We start from the raw sequence: 16694 nt of genomic DNA on the forward strand, positions 1-16694 counted from the left end.
AATGCGTTTGGAACCAATGCCATGAGCACGGAAATCACCGACTATGCGCCGGTCGGCATCGTCGACGACCGCGACATCCTCTTCAGCACCCTGCGCGGCGGCGACCTCGCCGCCACCCTGAGCGCCGTGGACACCGGCCCGCTCACGGGCGGACGCTGGATCATCGATGGCCAGTCGCATGCCGGCCTGTTCAGCATTGCCTACAACCCCGCCACCGATACCGCGGCGCGCCTGCTGGTCGCCGACGCGGCCAGCCTGCCCCAGGCCGGCACCGGCGTATCGGTCACCGTCCATTACTACGACCGCTACCAGCTCGACGGCAACGGCAATCCGCTGCCAGGCAAGGGTGTCGTCGAGACGCTGGTCTATACGGTCGAAGCCGGCACCTCGCGCGAGCTGGAGGCCTTCGGCGCCGACCTGCTGCTCGGCAGTGCCGCGCCGGGAGCCAGCCCGGCACTGGCCAGCCTGTCGACCGGCGGTTTCGCCGCGGTGTGGCAGGCCCCTGGTGGCATGCTGATGGCCCAGCTGCGCGATGCCGCAGGTACGGCATCCAGCACGGGATCCGGCGCGCCCTTCACCCTGGCGGCGTCCGGCGCCGCGCCATCGGTGGCCGCGCTGGACGATGGCGGCTTCGTCGTCGCCTATACCCTCGGCGCCGGCAGCGAGACGCGGATCGCCTGGCGCATCGTCGGCGCCGACGGCAGCCTCATGGCCGAAGCCGTGACCGGCGGCGCGCAGACCGATACCGCGATGCCCGACGTCGCCGTACTGGCCGACGGTTCGATCGCCATCGCCTGGCGCGCCGGCGGCCAGGTGCATGTGCGCCACGTGGACGGCGCCGGCAATCCGCTTGGCGCGGAGGAGGTGTTCGGGACGCTCGGCAGCGCCTTCAGCCCGAGCATCACGGCGCTTGGTTCGCGCTATGCGCTGGCCTGGGGCGAGATCGGCGACGGCAACGTCTACGCCGCGCTGCCAGGGGGCGCCACCGTGCAGGTGACGCGCGACGGCCTGGGCGCGAGCCTGTCCACCGCCGCGCCGCTACCCGACATCGTGGCGCTGTCCGACGGCAGCTTTGTCGTCGCTTGGGACAGCTTTGCCAATTCGCCTTATGGCTTCACCGTCAGCGATATCTACTTCCAGCGCTACGACCCGGCCGGCAAGCCCCTGGGGGACATCAACCAGGCCAACATCGACAGCGGTGGCGGGCGCTTCGGCGCGAAGCTCGCCGCGCTGGATGACGGCGGCTTCATGCTGGCCTGGCAGGCGCAGGGCGGCGACTTCGACGCCAACGGCGTGTTCGGCCGCCGCTTCGGCGCCGACGGCACCGCGATGGATGCGCGCGAGTTCGGCATCAACGAAGAACGTGCCGGCGACCAGGCCGGCCCGGCGCTGGCCACGCTCGCGCACGGCGGCTTCGCGGCGGCCTGGATCGACACCCAGGACGACGGCGCGGCCCGGATCGAGGCGCGGGTGCTGGCCGGCACCGCGCCGGCGTTGCCGGAAGCTGGAAGCAGTGGAAGCAGCGGCAGCAGCGGCAGTAGCGGCAGCGAAGTCAGCGTGGTGGTACCGCCACCGGCCGAATCGGCGCCGGCGGAACCGCAGCCGGTCGTCGTCGCACCGGCGCCGCAGCCGGTCGTCGTTGCCCCGGCGCCGCAGCCGGTCGTCGTCGCTCCCGCGCCGGCGCCGGTCGTCACCGCCCCCGTCGCTCCGCTCCCTGCGCCTGCCCTGCCCAGGGTCGAGGTCAGTGGCAGCAAGGGCGCCGACCTGGTCCACATGGGAGCCAGCGCCGGCAACCAGCGCATCGACGCCCTCGATGGCCTCGATACCGTCCGCTACGGCGCCGCGAAAGCCGGCTTCACGCTGCAGCACGGCGCCGCCGGCCTGACCGTGCGCGATGCGGCCGGCGCCAGCGACGTGCTGCTCAATGTCGAGCGCATCGTGTTCGCCGACGCCGCGCTGGCCTTCGACATCGATGGTGTCGCCGGCCAGGCCTACCGCCTTTACACGGCCGCCTTCGACCGCGCGCCCGACGGGGCGGGGCTGGGCTACTGGATCGGGATGATGGACGCCGGCCTCACCCTGCGGCAGGCGGCGGACGCCTTCGTGGGCAGCGGCGAATTCGCCGCCCTGTACGGCGCGGCTGCCAGCGACGCGCGTTTCGTCGAGCTCCTGTACGACAACGTGCTGCACCGCCCGGCCGAGGGAGCGGGCCGCCAGTTCTGGATCGATGCGTTGTCAAGCCACGGCGTGTCGCGCGCCGAGGTGCTGGCGCAGTTCAGCGAAAGCGCGGAGAACGGCGCGCAGGTCATTGGCGTCATCCAGAACGGCATCGACTTCATCCCGTGGGCCTGAGGCACAGGCTTTTTCATTCCGGCGCAAGGAGCGCCGAACCCCATCCAGGACAGCTTTCCATGAGTACCGAAATCGACTACGCCCCGGTCGGCATCATCGACGACCGCGACACCCTGTTCACGACCCTGCGCACCGGCGATATCGCCGCGATCCTGACCCCGATCGATTTCGGCGTGCTGACCAGCGGCCGCTGGGTGATCGACGCGCAGTCGGTGCCGGGCCTGTTCAGCATCGGCTATGACCCGGCGGTCGACACCTCGGCGCGCCTGGTGGTCGCCAACGCGGCCCTGATGCCGGCCGCCGGCACGCCGGTCACCGTCACCGCGCACTACTACGACCGCTACCAGATCGATTACCAGGGCAATCCGCTCCCCGGGAAGGGTGTTGCCGAGACCCTCGTATACACGGTCGAAGCGGGCAGCACGCGCGAGCTGAACGGCTTCGGCGCCGAGACCGCGCTCGGGGCGGCCAGCGCCGGCGCCAGCCCGGCGCTGGCGACGCTGCAGGACGGCGGCTTCGCCGCGGCCTGGCAGGGCGCCGACGGGGCGATCCGGGCGCAGGTGCGCGATGCCGCCGGCAATGCGCGCACCGGCGCCTTCGCCCTCACGCCCGGCGGCGACGGCGTCGCCGAAGGCGAGCCTTCGGTGGCGGCCCTTGGCGGCGGACGCTTCGTCACGAGCTACACCACCGCAGTGGACGGCCAGCCGCGCATCGCCTTCAGGATCGCCGACGTGAACGGCCAGCTGGGCGCGCAGGTGCTGTTGGACGCCGCGCCGGCCGTCGATGCCGCCATGCCGGATGCCGTCGCCCTGCGGGATGGCTCCTTCGCCATCGCCTGGCGCGCCGGTGGCCAGGTCCACGTGCGCGTGGCCGATGCCGGCGGCAACCTGGTCGGCGCCGAGCAGGTCTACGGCAGCCTCGGCACCGCCTTCAGCCCGAGCATTGCCGCCACCGGCGCCGGCTACACCGTGGCCTGGGGCGAGATCGGCGACGGCAACATCTACGTCGCGGCGCAGGGCGGCGCTGCCACCGTGGTCAACGGCGACGGCCTGGCGGCGAGCATCGCCACCGCCGCGCCGCTGCCGAACATCGCGGCGCTCGCGGGCGGCGGCTATGTCGTCGCCTGGGACAGCTATGCCAACGAGCCGCTCGGCTTCACGATCAGCGATATCTTCTTCCAGCGCTATGACGCGTTTGGGAACAAGGCCGGCGCCGTCACCCAGGCCAATATCGACAGCGGCGGCGGGCGTTTCGACGCCGCCGTCACTGCATCGCTTGACGGCGGCTTCGTGATCGGCTGGCAGTCCGCCAGCGGCGACTTCGACGGCAATGGCGTATTCGGCCGCCGCTTCGACGCCGGGGGCAACGCGCTCGACCTGCGCGAGTTCGCCATCAACGAGGGCCGCGCCGGCGACCAGGCTCATGTGGAACTCACGGCGCTCGCGAACGGCGGCTTCGCCGCGGCGTGGGTCGACACCGCCGCCAGCGGCGCGGTGCAGGTCGAGCTGCGGGTGCTGACGGGAGGGGTGGACAACGGCGCCATGGGTTCCGACAGCGGCTGGTTCAGCGACAGCGGCCGCCACCTGGTGGCCGGCGCGGGCAACGAGCGCCTGTCCGGCTTCGACGGCGTCGACACGGTCAGCTATGACGGCCTGCGGGGCGGCTTCACGGTACTGCGGGATACGACGGCCGTCACCGTGATCGACAACGTCGGCATGAGCGGCGTGGATACCCTGGTCGACGTCGAGCGCATCCTGTTCGGCGACGTCGCGCTGGCGCTGGACATCGGCGGCACCGCCGGCCAGGCCTACCGCCTGTACAAGGCCGCCTTCGACCGGGCTCCGGACCAGGCGGGCGTCGGCTACTGGATCAGGATGATGGATGCGGGCGCGACGCTCGAACAGGTGGCGGCGGGCTTTGCGACCAGCGCGGAATTCAAGGATCTATACGGCGCCAACGCCACCGATGCGCAGTTCGTGGGACTGCTGTACAACAACGTGCTGCATCGGAGCGCCGAAGGCGCCGGCTACGACTACTGGATGAAGGCGCTGGCCGAGCTGCACACCCCGCGCGAGCAGGTGCTGGCCTTCTTCAGCGAGAGCGCCGAGAACCAGGCGCAGGTGATCGGGGCGATCCAGAACGGGATCGAGTTTACGCCATGGGGATGATTGGTCCTTACGGTTGATGCTCGCGTTTGGCGAGTGCTTCGCCCAGCATCACCAGCACCGGCCCATGCCCCGGCTCCAGGCCGCGCGCCAGGTCCGACAGCGTCAGGCGCAGGATGCGTTCATCCGAACGGCTGCAATTCTCCACCACCACCACCGGCAAATCCGCCCGCCGTCCTTCCGCCAGCAAGCGCTCGGCGGTGGCGGCGGCTTCGCGTCCTCCCATGTACTGGACCAAGGTATCGGTTTCGGGGAGGGCGGGCGGTGCGGCGATCCGCTGGTCCGGCTGGTCCGGCGCCGTGCTCGAGGTAAAGAAGGCGACGCTGCGCGCCACGCCGCGCTTGGTCAGCGGCTGCTTGGTCGCCGCCGCGGCGGCAACCGCGGTGGTAATGCCGGGAACAACCTCGACCTCGACCCCCACCGCTTCCAGCGCGCGCAGTTCTTCATCGGCGCGGCCGAACAGCATCGGGTCGCCGCCTTTCAGGCGCACGATGTGCTTGAACTTGCCGGCGCATTCGACCAGCTGCTCGTTGATATGGGTTTGCGCCGTGGAGCGCTGGCCGGAGCGCTTGCCGACCGAGATCAGCTCGGCCTGGCGGCACAAGGCCAGCATCTCGGGCGTGACGAGGGCGTCGTAGAGCACCACGTCCGCCTGCTCCAGCAGGCGCGCGCCGCGCACGGTGATGAGATCGGCCGCTCCGGGTCCTGCCCCGACCAGATAGACTTTTCCCATCTCCCGCATACGGCCCTCTCCTTATTGATCCAAACGAATCATACCCGCCGCAACGGTCTGGTGGGTGACCTCATCGATCAGGATGAAGGCGCCCGTGGCGCGGTTGTCGCAATAGGCGTCGGCCGCCAGCGGTTGCTGCACGGTGAGCTGCACGGTGGCGATGTCGTTCAGCTTCAGGCCCTGTGCCTCATGACGTTGCTGGGTGTTGACGTCGAGGATGCTGTCGACCTGCTTGACCTTGGCGCCGGTCTGGCGGGTGCCATGCTTGATCCAGTACTTGCGGCGCGCGTCGAGCGGCTCGTCCGACATCCAGCACACATCCGCCACCACCTGCTTCAGTTGCGTCGCCGGCTGGTCGGCGCCGGCCAGCAGGTCGCCACGCGAGATATCCAGGTATTCGTTCAGCAGCAGGGTAACCGACTGGCCGGCCGCGGCCGACTGCAGGGAACCGTCGAAGGTGACGATCTCTTTCACGGTCGCCTGCTGGCCGGATGGCTGGACCACCAGCCTGTCGCCGACCGCCACCCGTCCCGACTCGATGCGGCCCATGTAGCCGCGGAAGTCGTTCGCTTCGTGGCCGTTGTGGCGCGCCACCAACTGCACCGGGAAGCGGAAGGGCGCGTCGTGCGATTCGTCGTAGACCGACAGGCCCTCCAGCAGCTCGATCAGGGTCGGGCCGCCGTACCAGGGCATCTTGCTCGACGCGTCGACCACATTGTCGCCCGCGAGCGCCGACAGCGGGATCGCGGTGACGTCCTTCAGGCCCAGCGAAGCGGCGAATTCGGCATAGGCGGCCACGATGCGGTCGTACACGGCCTGGTCGTAGTTCACCAGGTCCATCTTGTTGACGGCCACGATCACGTGCTCGATCTGCAGAAGCTTGGCGATGGTCGAGTGGCGCTTGGTTTGCGTCAGCAAGGTCACACTGCCGTCGTCGCCCAGTTTGACCTTGGAGACGTCCACCAGGATGATCACGGCGTCGGCGGTCGAGGCGCCGGTGACCATGTTGCGGGTGTACTGCTCGTGGCCCGGAGTGTCGGCGATGATGAACTTGCGCTTCGGCGTGGCGAAGTAGCGGTAGGCCACGTCGATGGTGATGCCCTGTTCGCGCTCGGCTTCCAGGCCGTCGGTCAGCAGCGACAGGTCGATGGTGTCGCCCACGGTGCGCTTGTGCTTCGAGCGCGAGACGGCGGCCAGCTGGTCGGCGAAGATGCCCTTGCTGTCGAACAGCAGGCGGCCGATCAGGGTGCTCTTGCCGTCGTCGACGGAACCGGCGGTGATGAAGCGCAGCAGGCCGCTTTGGTGGAGACTTTCAGTCATGGCGTTCATCAGAAATATCCTTGCTTCTTGCGTTTTTCCATCGAGGCTTCGGAGGTCTGGTCGTCCATCCGGGTCGCGCCGCGCTCGGTCACTTCGGTGACGGCGGTTTCGGCGATGATGTTCTCGACCGTGCTGGCATGCGAGGCCACCGGGCAGGTACAGGAGATGTCGCCCACGGTGCGGAAGCGCACGGTGCGGGTTTCCACGGTTTCGCCTTCGCGCGGCGGGGTCAGGGGCGTGAGCGGCACCAGCAGGCCGTTGCGCGGGATGACCTGGCGCTCGTGCGCAAAATAGATCGGGGGCAGGGCCAGCTTCTCGCGGGCGATGTACTGCCACACATCCAGCTCGGTCCAGTTCGAGATCGGGAACACGCGCATGTTCTCGCCCGGATGGACTCGGGTATTGTAGAGATCCCACAGTTCCGGGCGCTGGGCCTTCGGGTCCCACTGGCCGAATTCGTCGCGGAAGGAAAAGATGCGCTCCTTGGCGCGCGCTTTCTCTTCGTCGCGGCGGGCGCCGCCGATGCAGGCGTCGAAGCCGTGTTCGGCGATGGTTTCCAGCAGCGTCACGGCTTGCGCCGCGTTGCGCGAATCGGTGGCTGGATTACGCAGGCGCACCGTGCCGCGCTTGATCGAGTCCTCGACCGAGCCGACGATCAGGCGCTCGCCCAGCTCCGCTACGCGCGCATCGCGGAAGGCGATCACTTCGTCGAAGTTGTGGCCGGTGTCGATGTGCACCAGCGGGAAGGGGAATTTACCAGGGCGGAAGGCCTTTTCGGCCAGGCGCAGCAGGACAACCGAATCCTTGCCGCCCGAGAACAGCAGGGCAGGGTTGCTGCATTCGGCCGCCACTTCGCGCAGGATGTGGATGGCCTCGGATTCGAGGGCGTCGAGGTGGCGCGCGTTCATGTCGGTGAGCACGCCGGGGTTGTCGAATACTGTCGTCATGTTGTTTTGCCTTTGGGTGACGTTTTCAAGCCGCCACGGATTTGATGCGAATGAGTTTGCCGTCGACCACGTGCAGGCCGCATTCCTTCGATTCGGGGTTCTCCCACCACCAGCGGCCGGCGCGCACATCCTCGCCCGGCTGGACCGCGCGGGTGCAGGGTTCGCAGCCGATCGAAGGGTAGCCGCGGTCGTGCAGGGCATTGTAGGGCACGGCGTTGGCGCGCAGGTATTCCCACACGTTGTCCTCCGACCAGTCGGCCAGCGGATTGAACTTCTGCAGGCCGTGCGCGGCATCGTCTTCCTGCACCGCCAGCTCGGTGCGGGTGGTCGACTGGGCGCGGCGCTGACCCGTGATCCAGGCCTTGTTGCCGGCCAGGGCGCGGCCCAGCGGCTCGACCTTGCGCACGCGGCAGCATTCCTTGCGCATCTCGACGCTGTCGTAGAAGGCGTTCAGGCCGTTGTTCGCCACATAGGCTTCCACCGCTTCCGGCTGTGGCTTGAACAGGGCGATCTCATAGCCGTAGGTGGCGCGCACGCGGTTCAGCATATCCAGGGTTTCGGCGTGCAGGCGGCCGGTCTCGAGCGAGAAGATCCCGATCGGCAGCTTCGCTTTCAGGATCAGGTCGGTCAGGACCATGTCCTCGGCCGCCAGGCTCGATGCGAACACGGCGGGCGAGAAGTCGCGGGCGATGCGTGCCAGGATGGCCTGGGTCTCTTCGACACGATGGTGGAGCTCGCTCATGGCAGTCCCTTAGATACCCGCACCGACGTCGGTGAGCTCGGGCGGCGTGCCGCGCGGCGCGCGGCGGAACAGCGGCAGCGGCTGGTCGCTGGATGCCTGGTAGGTTTCCGAGAACACGGTCAAACCCTTGAGCGCATCGTGGATGCTGCGGTCCTGGCGGGTGGCGAAAGCATCGAAGCCGACGCGCGACAGGGGCCACAGCTGGTCACGCAGCACGTCGCCGATGGCGCGCAGTTCGCCCTGGTAACCGAGACGCTTGCGCAGGTTGAACGCGGTCGAGTAGCCGCGGCCGTCCGAGAACTTCGGGAAGTCCACCGCGACCACGCCAAAGCGGTCCAGGTCGTCCTTGATGGCGGCGGCCTGTTCGTCCGGCGCCAGCCAGACGCCGATCTCGGCGCGGCTCGACAGCAGCGCGCGCTGCGCCTGCCATACGCCCAGGGGCACGATGAACTTGCCTGCCGGGACCTCGACGGTATCGACGCTCTCGCCCTCGGCCAGGCGCAGGACGCTCCAGTCGTCCTCGACCACGTCGCGGTGCTTGATGATCTGCTTGTGCAGGACGAAATTAGGCATAGTGGTCTTCTCCAACCAGTTCGCCCGCCGCGATCGGCGTGGCATACACGTATTCCTTGAACGGCGCGACGCCCAGGCGCTGGGCGGTGTCCACGAAGCGTTCGCCCTCGAAGCGCTCGCGCACATAGACTTCCAGCAGGCGGCCGACCACTTCCGGCATCTGCAGCGCCGAGAACGAGGGCCCGATGATCTTGCCGATCGCCGAGTTGTTACCCTGCGAGCCGCCGATCGACACCTGGTACCACTCGCTGCCGTCCTTGTCGACGCCGAGGATGCCGATGGCGCCCACATGGTGGTGGCCGCAGGCATTGATGCAGCCCGAGATGTTCAGTTCGATCTCGCCGATGTCGTGCTGGAAGTCGAGGTTGTCGAAGCGCTCCGCGATGGCGGCCGCGATCGGGAGCGACTTGGCATTCGCCAGCGAGCAGAAGTCGCCGCCCGGGCAGGCGATCATGTCGGTCAGCAGGCCGATGTTCGGCGTCGCCAGGCCCTTGGCCTTGACCAGCTGCCACAGTTCGAACAGTTTGCTCTGCTCGACGTCGGCCAGCACCAGGTTCTGCTCGTGGGTCACGCGCAGTTCGCCGAAGCTGTACTTGTCGGCCAGGTCGGCCACGAAGTCCATCTGCTCGGCCGTCGCATCGCCCGGCGGCACCCCGGTCTTCTTGAGCGACAGCACCACGGCGGCATAGCCCGGCACCTTGTGCGGCTTGACGTTGCGGTTGAGCCAGTTGGCGAAGGCGCGGTTGTCCGCATGCTGTACGGCCGGGTCGATGTCGTCCAGCTGCGCGTAGCCGTGCGGCTGGAACCATTGGGCGACGCGGTCGAATTCTTCCTGGGTCAGGGTTTCCGGACCGTCCTTCAGGTCGACCCATTCGGCCTCGACCTGGCGCGCGAATTCTTCCACGCCCATGGCCTTGAGCAGGATCTTGATGCGGGCCTTGTACTTGTTGTCGCGGCGGCCGTGCTGGTTATACACGCGCATCACGGCTTCGGTATAGGTCAGCAGGTGTTGCCACGGCAGGAAGTCGCGGATGACCGAGCCCAGGATCGGGGTGCGGCCCATGCCGCCGCCGGCCATGAACTTGAAGCCGACCTCACCGGCGTCGTTGCGCACCAAGGTCAGGCCGATGTCGTGGATGGCGATCGCGGCGCGGTCTTCGACGGCGCCGTTGATCGCCACCTTGAACTTGCGCGGCAGGGCGATGAACTCGGGGTGGAAGGTGCTCCACTGGCGCAGGATCTCGGCGAAGGGGCGCGGATCGATGATCTCGTCGGCGGCGACGCCGGCGAATTCGTCGGTCGTGATGTTGCGGATGCAATTGCCCGAGGTCTGGATCGCGTGCATCTCGACCGAGGCCAGGTCTTCCAGGATGTGGGGCGTTTGTTCCAGCTCAATCCAGTTGTACTGGATGTTCTGACGGGTGGTGAAATGGCCATAACCACGATCGTACTTACGGGCAATATGGGCAAACATGCGCATCTGCTTCGACGCCAGCAGGCCATACGGCACGGCCACGCGCAGCATGTAGGCGTGGCGCTGCATGTACAGGCCGTTCTGGAGGCGCAAGGGGATGAATTCTTCTTCGGTCAACTCATCGGAGAGGCGGCGCTCCACCTGGCTGCGGTACTGCGCGATGCGTTCGCGCACGATGAGATGGTCGTAGTGGTCGTAGCGGTACATGGTCTCGTCCAGTGAGGGCAGACCGTACAAACATTGTCCACCCGTTAAATGTCAGGCCAAGTGTAGGGTCCGACGCATATATTCCAAACTACGGAGAATTCATTTGCTTATATGCGTAACTTGAATAAGCATCTTAAAATGTCATCCGTAGCCACAATCACAAGAACCGATACCCCTTCATGAATCTTCACCAGCTGCGTTTCGTGCGCGAAGCCGTCCGCCAGAACTACAACCTGACCGATGCGGCCAAGTCCCTGTTCACCTCCCAGCCCGGGGTCTCGAAAGCCATCATCGAGCTCGAGGAAGAGCTCGGGGTGGACATCTTCACCCGCCACGGCAAGCGCATCCGTGGACTGACCGAGCCGGGCCGGCTGGTACTGCAGTCGGTCGAGCTGATCATGCAGGAGATCGACAGCCTCAAGCGCATCGGCAAGGAGTATGCGGCCCATGACAGCGGCAGCTTCACCATCGCCACCACCCACACGCAGGCCCGCTACATGCTGCCGAAAGTGGTGCAGGGTTTCATGCAGAAGTTTCCGAAGGTGCGCTTGTCTTTACTGCAAGGAAACCCGAAGCAGATCGCCGACATGGTCAAGAACGACCAGGCCGACCTGGCCATCGCCACCGAGTCGATCGCCGCCGTCGACGGCCTGATCACGCTGCCGTGCTACCAGTGGGAGCACGTGCTGGTGGTGCCGCACGAGCATCCGCTGACCAGGTCGAAGGCGGTGTCGCTCGAAGAAATTGCCAGCTACCCGATCATCACCTACGACGCGGCCTTTGCCGGCCGCAGCAAGATCGACCACGCCTTCGGCCTGCGCAGCCTGAAACCGGACGTGCTGCTGGAAGCGATCGACGCCGACGTCATCAAGACTTATGTGGAGCTGGGCATGGGTGTCGGCATCATCGCCGGCATGGCCTTCGATCCGGAGCGCGACCGCAACCTGCGCGCCATTCCCGTCGGCCACCTGTTCGGCATGAACACCTCGCGCGTGGCGGTCAAGCAGGGCGCCTACTTGCGCAGCTATATCTATACCTTCATCGAACTGCTCGCCCCGACGCTCAATCGCAAGATGGTGGAGTCGGCGATGCGCGGCGGCGACAACTACGACCTGTAATAATCAAGGAAACACCATGAGCACCAATCCAGTCGCGGAGTTCTACACGGCCATCGCCGACCATTACGACGCCCAGTTCCACGACGAGACCGACGAGGACCGCCAGGACGACCTCGACGACGTCGCCGAACAGGTTGCAGACCTGATGCGCGGCCATACCGTGCTGGAACTCGGTTGCGGCACCGGCTTTTTTACCGATGTGATCGCCGTGACCGCCGCGTCGGTGCTGGCCACCGACATCAGCGAAGCGATGCTGAACGTGGCGCGCGAGCATGGCGACGGGCTGGAAAACGTGCAATACCGTGTCGTCGACGCGCTGAACCTGCCGACCGACCTGGGCAAATTCAGCGCCGTGTTCGCCGGCTTCCTGTGGTCGCATTTTAAAAAGGAACAGCAGGACGCCTTCCTGGCCGGCCTGCGCGCGCGCATCGGCAAGGATGCGTTGTTGGTGCTGATCGACGACGAGTACGTCGAAGGCGCCAGCCCTTCGATTGCCCGCACCGACGCCCAGGGCAATACCTGGGCCCAGTTCGTGGATGCGGAGGGAAATCGCCACGAGCTGCCCAAGAACTACCCGACCGACAGCGCGCTGCGCAAGCGCCTCGGCACGGCGGTGCGCGAGATCAAGATCGGCCGCTGGGACAGCTGCTGGGCGCTGACCTGCAGATTGAAGTAAACGCCGGGGGTGGTTGCCAAATAGCAACGACTGGGCGCGAAGCCGCATAATATTTTCCTGTTGGTAACATTGCCCGCTATACTCGCTGGCACATTCGACAACAGGAGACATCGTGCTGGCACGCCGCATCGCATCCCCCCTCATTTTGACCTTGCTGGCTGCCTGCGGCGACGCCAGCCCACCGTCCACCGGCGTGCAGCAGTCGCGGTCCCTGATGACCACCACCGCCAGCGCGCCGGTTGCGGCCGACTACCATCGTGTCGTGCAGCAGATCTATGTGGGCTACTTCGGCAGGCCCGCCGACGTCGGCGGCCTGGACTGGCACGCCAAGGTGTTGCTGGCCGCCGGCGCGCCGCTCGACATCGCCGGCATTGCGCGCACCTACGACAGCAACGCCGCGCTGCGCGCCGAGATCGACAGCTTCGGCACCAGCGCCGAGTCAAACGCCCTGTACCCGGGCGACAACGGCCAGTTCATCGACGCCCTGTACCGTAACCTGTTCAACCGGCCTGCCGACGACGCCGGCAAGGCGTTCTGGGTCCGAGCCCTGGACGACAAGCTGATGACGCGCGCGAGCGCCGCCATCCAGCTGATGTCGGGCGCCGGCGGCAGCGATGTCGGCATCATCGCCAACAAGACCTCGGCGGCAGGCGCCTTTACCGGCCTGCTGGCGACGCCGGTGCAGCAACAGGGCTATAGCGGCCTGGCCGCCGACGCGGTCGTGCGCGGCATGCTGGCCCGGGTCGGCGGCGCCACCGACCTGGCCGGCTTCGACGCCACCATCCGTTCGACCATCCACGAACTGGCCGCGAACATTGCCGCCAGCAAGGGCTGGGATATCGTGGCGCCGGCGCCGGCCATGAACAGCGCCGCGCTTACCGCACCCGTGATCCTGCCGCTGCAGGTGGTGGCGCGTCCGCCCGCGGAGGCCGCGGCGCCGCCGGTGCCGGCAACCCTGGCGCCAGTGCCGGCCGGGACCAACCTCAAGCTGTGGCTGTACGATCCCCGCAGCAGCGCCGGCGCCGCCCTGGCAACCGGCATCTTCCTGCGCAACGTGACAGCCAATGGGGCCTGGAACTTCGTCGCCGCCGGCCGCGACGGCAGCCTGTACCAGCAGCTGACGCCAGGCGTTACCTACGAATTCGACGTGGTCGAGCCCGACAACGGACTGCAGCGGCGCCGCTACAACGCCAGCGTATCGGCCGCCGGCGCGGTCACGCTGCAGGACCGCAACGCCAACGCCAACGGCTACTACGCGGTCACCGTCACGGTCCCGGCCCAGGTCACGCCGGATGTCAAGCTGCGCCAGGACGCGCTGCGCCTGCTGGCCGAACGCCCGGTGTCGAGCTTCCAGCCGACCTCGCAATGCCAGTTGGCCGACCAGGTCACGCCGCAGCGCAGCTTCGCGACCGACCTGTCGGCCGGCTTCCCGAAGGTGCGCACGCGCCTGCCGTCCTTCGGTTCCGTGCGATCCCTGATCATCCCGGTGGACTTCCCGGAAGTGGCGGGCCAGGGCGATCCGGGCAGCCTGTTCACACCGGTGGCCAACGAAGTACGCGACTTCTTCCACAAGCAGTCCTACGGCCGCCTGGCCTTTGCGTTCGACATCCTGCCGAACTGGGTGCGCCTGCCGTTCAACCCATCCAGGTACGGCTTCACTTCGGTGAACGGCTCGGGCGACTTCACCTCCTACCGCAACGACATCTTCGCGATGCTCGACGGGCAGGTGGATTTCAGCCGCTATGACGCCGTCTACATCCTGGTACCGAAGGAAATGCCGATGTCGAAGATGGGCTATGGCCCGGCCATTACCGGCCCGACCTGGACCTCGACCGGCTACGTGATCAACGGCGCCACCGGCGGCGCCGACATGTACCTGCAGCCTGGCAATGAATGGCGCTGGATGGCACACGAGACCGGCCACGCCTTCGGCCTGTACGACGAAGACCTCGACCACAAGAGCCAGACCCTCGGCCACTGGGGCCTCATGGCCATGAACTGGAGCCGCAACGCGATCGAGAACAACGGCTGGGACCGCTACCTGCTGGGCTGGCTGCCTGAAGCGCAGGTGGCCTGCCTGCCCAAGGAGAGCCTGGGCGGCGCCGGCACCAGCGTCGCGCTGGAACCCCTGGTACGCCAGTCGGCCGGCACCAAGGCGGCCATGGTGCCGCTGTCGGGTACGAAGATCCTGGTGATGGAGTCGCGCAAGAACGAAGGCTACGACCGCATCGCCGCCGGCAACGAAGGCGTGCTGGTCTACACCGTTGACATGACGCTCGGCACGCTCAAGGGCGGCTACCGCACGGTGCGGCGTCCCGGCTCGGTCGATCCGGCTTTCGAGGACGCGGCGCTGCGCAGCGGCGAGTCGGTGACGGTCGACGGCGTCACCGTCACGGTGACGGCGTCGAGCAAGGACGGGGAGACGGTGAAGATCAGCCGGCAGTAAGCCGGTCTGAAGGCCGGGGAGGGCGCGCTGCTGCGTGGCGACACGTGCGGGCGGGGCCGATTACAGTTGAGCTAGCGGGCCCCGCAGGGCCCATTCAGCCAACGCCTTCCCGGAGTTCCCGACATGATATTACGTAGCCTGCTTCCTTCCATCCTGATCGGCGCCGTCGCCAGCGCGCGATCCATGACGCCAATGGCCACCATCGCCACGGCGCGCCTCGCACGACGCGATACCCCGGGAGAGCTGTTTCTCCTCGATCGGCCTCTCTTCAAATATGGCGCGCTGGCGATGGGCGCCGGCGAGCTATACGGAGACAAGATGAAGACCGCGCCGGACCGCACGGTGTTCCTGGGCTTGCTGGCGCGCGTGATGAGCGCCGGCATCGCCGGTGCGGCGCTGGCGCCGCGCGGCCGGGAGAAGGCGGGCGCGGCGGCGGCGATCGCCACTGCGGTGCCGCTCGCCTACCTGACACTGGCCGGACGCAAACAGGCCATGGCGCGCATCGGCCAGACCCGCAGCGGCCTGATCGAAGATGCGCTGGTGGTCGCCGCAGGCTCGGCGGTCGTCGCACTGTCGACTCGCCAAGGCCGCACCTAGCCGGCCCCGCCTGGCGACTGAGTCAGCGCGCCGGTTCGGGCGCTTCGTAGTCCATCGTATCGGTATCGGTATCGGTTGCCAGCGGACCACCCCACAGCTTCAGCCAGATGAAGCCGGCGACGCCCGCGATCAGCGAGGCGATCAGGATTGCCATCTTGGACGCATTGATGGTGTCGTTCGCACCCGTGAAGGCCAGGTTGGTGATGAAGATCGACATCGTGAAGCCGATGCCGCCCAGCATGCCGGCCCCGATGATGTGGCGCCAGGCCAGGTCGAGCGGCAGGCGGCACAGTCCCAGCGCTACAGCCGCAAAACTGAACAGGAAAATACCGAGGGGCTTGCCGGCGACCAGGCCCAGGATGATGCCGAGGCTGTTGTCGCTCAGGAGTTCCGTGGTCCAGCCCGCGCCGATGATGATCCCGGTGTTGGCCAGGGCGAACAGCGGCAGGATCAGGAAGGTGACCGGCTTGTGCAGGAAGTGCTCGAGCCGGTGCGAGGGCGAGTGGGTGTCGTCTTCCTTGGCCGAATACGGGATGGTGAAGGCCAGCAGCACACCGGCGATGGTCGCGTGCACGCCCGACTTGAGCATCAGGAACCACATGAGCGCGCCTCCCAGCAGGTAAGGCAGCAGGGCCATCACGCGCAGCACCCGGTTCATCGCCAGCAGGCCGGCAAACACGCCCATTGCGCCGAGCAGGTAGAGGAAGGACAGGTCGTTGGTGTAGAACACGGCAATGACGATGATCGCGCCCAGGTCGTCCATGACGGCGAGCGCGGTCAGGAAGATCTTGAGCGAGGCCGGCACCCGGCTGCCGAGCAGGGCCAGCACGCCGAGCGCGAAGGCGATGTCGGTCGCCATCGGGATGCCGATGCCGGCCTGGGTGGGCGTGCCGCCGTTCAGGCCGAAGTGGATCAGCGAGGGCAGGGCGATGCCCCCGGCCGCGGCCAGCATCGGCAGCATGGCGTTCCTGAGATCGGACAACTCCCCGTTTTGCAATTCGCGTTCGAGCTCGAGACCGATCAGGAGGAAGAAGATCGCCATCAGGGCGTCGTTGACCCAATGCTCGATGCTCAAGCCCGCCACGTACTGGTGCCAGAATCCGAGGTAGCCCGGACCGAAGGCCGAATTGGCGAGCGTCAGCGAGAGCAGCGTGCAGGCGATCAGGATGATGCCGCCGGCCTTGCTCGAGTGGATGAATTCTTTGAAAGTCTGGGAAAGGCGGCGCTCGATGCGGATCATGCGGCCCCCGAGGCGGCGTGGCAAAGAGGGGAAGCGGCAGGCGTGGCGCCGACGTGGCTGTGCAGGATGGTCATGAGGTATGGTCGTGAAAGAGCCGCGTGGCG

General features: G+C 67.2%; 13 protein-coding genes. 6 read left to right on the forward strand and 7 right to left on the reverse strand.

Going from position 1 to position 16694, the window contains the following annotated elements; translation table 11 throughout:
• Positions 1-21 precede the first annotated feature (21 nt).
• Both AC56LU_RS20280 and AC56LU_RS20285 read left to right on the forward strand, forming a co-directional pair.
• Positions 22-2352 (forward strand): DUF4214 domain-containing protein, encoded by a 2331-nt coding sequence (locus tag AC56LU_RS20280; protein ID WP_497177419.1) that lies wholly within the window; start codon positions 22-24, stop codon positions 2350-2352.
• Between the two features lie 59 nt (positions 2353-2411).
• Positions 2412-4520 (forward strand): DUF4214 domain-containing protein, encoded by a 2109-nt coding sequence (locus AC56LU_RS20285; protein ID WP_497177420.1) that lies wholly within the window; start codon positions 2412-2414, stop codon positions 4518-4520.
• A gap of 7 nt (positions 4521-4527) precedes the next feature.
• Here AC56LU_RS20285 and cobA read toward each other — a convergent pair whose 3' ends face one another.
• The 6 genes from cobA to AC56LU_RS20315 are packed head-to-tail and all read right to left on the reverse strand — an operon-like array spanning position 4528 to position 10513.
• The gene (cobA, locus tag AC56LU_RS20290; RefSeq protein ID WP_497177421.1) at positions 4528-5259 is read right to left on the reverse strand and encodes a uroporphyrinogen-III C-methyltransferase; all 732 of its coding nucleotides are present in this window, start codon (positions 5257-5259) and stop codon (positions 4528-4530) included.
• A 12-nt stretch (positions 5260-5271) separates the two neighbouring features.
• Entirely contained in the window at positions 5272-6579 is a 1308-nt protein-coding gene (locus tag AC56LU_RS20295; protein ID WP_497177422.1) for a sulfate adenylyltransferase subunit 1, read from the reverse strand.
• The gene (gene cysD, locus AC56LU_RS20300) at positions 6579-7517 is read right to left on the reverse strand and encodes a sulfate adenylyltransferase subunit CysD (protein ID WP_497177423.1); all 939 of its coding nucleotides are present in this window, start codon (positions 7515-7517) and stop codon (positions 6579-6581) included. Before cysD ends, AC56LU_RS20295 begins: the two co-directional genes overlap by 1 nt.
• Before the next feature lie 25 nt (positions 7518-7542).
• Positions 7543-8259 (reverse strand): phosphoadenylyl-sulfate reductase, encoded by a 717-nt coding sequence (locus AC56LU_RS20305; protein WP_497177424.1) that lies wholly within the window; start codon positions 8257-8259, stop codon positions 7543-7545.
• A 9-nt stretch (positions 8260-8268) separates the two neighbouring features.
• Positions 8269-8832 (reverse strand): DUF934 domain-containing protein, encoded by a 564-nt coding sequence (locus AC56LU_RS20310; RefSeq protein WP_497177425.1) that lies wholly within the window; start codon positions 8830-8832, stop codon positions 8269-8271.
• Complete coding sequence (locus AC56LU_RS20315; protein WP_497177519.1) at positions 8825-10513, reverse strand: nitrite/sulfite reductase; 1689 nt, start codon at positions 10511-10513, stop codon at positions 8825-8827. The genes AC56LU_RS20310 and AC56LU_RS20315 overlap by 8 nt, the downstream gene beginning before the upstream one ends.
• A 179-nt stretch (positions 10514-10692) precedes the next feature.
• On the opposite strand from AC56LU_RS20315, the gene AC56LU_RS20320 reads away from it, so the two are divergent.
• The 4 genes from AC56LU_RS20320 to AC56LU_RS20335 all read left to right on the forward strand — a co-directional run bounded on the left by AC56LU_RS20320 (position 10693) and on the right by AC56LU_RS20335 (position 15350).
• Positions 10693-11631, forward strand: coding sequence for a CysB family HTH-type transcriptional regulator (locus tag AC56LU_RS20320; RefSeq protein ID WP_497177426.1), 939 nt, complete (start codon positions 10693-10695; stop codon positions 11629-11631).
• A gap of 16 nt (positions 11632-11647) precedes the next feature.
• Positions 11648-12307: a class I SAM-dependent methyltransferase gene (locus AC56LU_RS20325; protein ID WP_497177427.1), complete on the forward strand. Its 660-nt coding sequence runs from the start codon at positions 11648-11650 to the stop codon at positions 12305-12307.
• Between the two features lie 112 nt (positions 12308-12419).
• A complete protein-coding gene (locus tag AC56LU_RS20330) occupies positions 12420-14753 on the forward strand; it encodes a DUF4214 domain-containing protein (RefSeq protein ID WP_497177428.1) in 2334 nt (777 codons plus the stop codon).
• 123 nt (positions 14754-14876) lie between these two features.
• A complete protein-coding gene (locus tag AC56LU_RS20335) occupies positions 14877-15350 on the forward strand; it encodes a hypothetical protein (protein ID WP_497177429.1) in 474 nt (157 codons plus the stop codon).
• A gap of 22 nt (positions 15351-15372) precedes the next feature.
• On the opposite strand, the gene nhaA is transcribed toward AC56LU_RS20335, so the two are convergent.
• Entirely contained in the window at positions 15373-16590 is a 1218-nt protein-coding gene (nhaA, locus tag AC56LU_RS20340; protein WP_497177430.1) for a Na+/H+ antiporter NhaA, read from the reverse strand.
• Positions 16591-16694: the final 104 nt, after the last annotated feature.

Source organism: Telluria sp. PB2R4 (genome assembly GCF_059685695.1).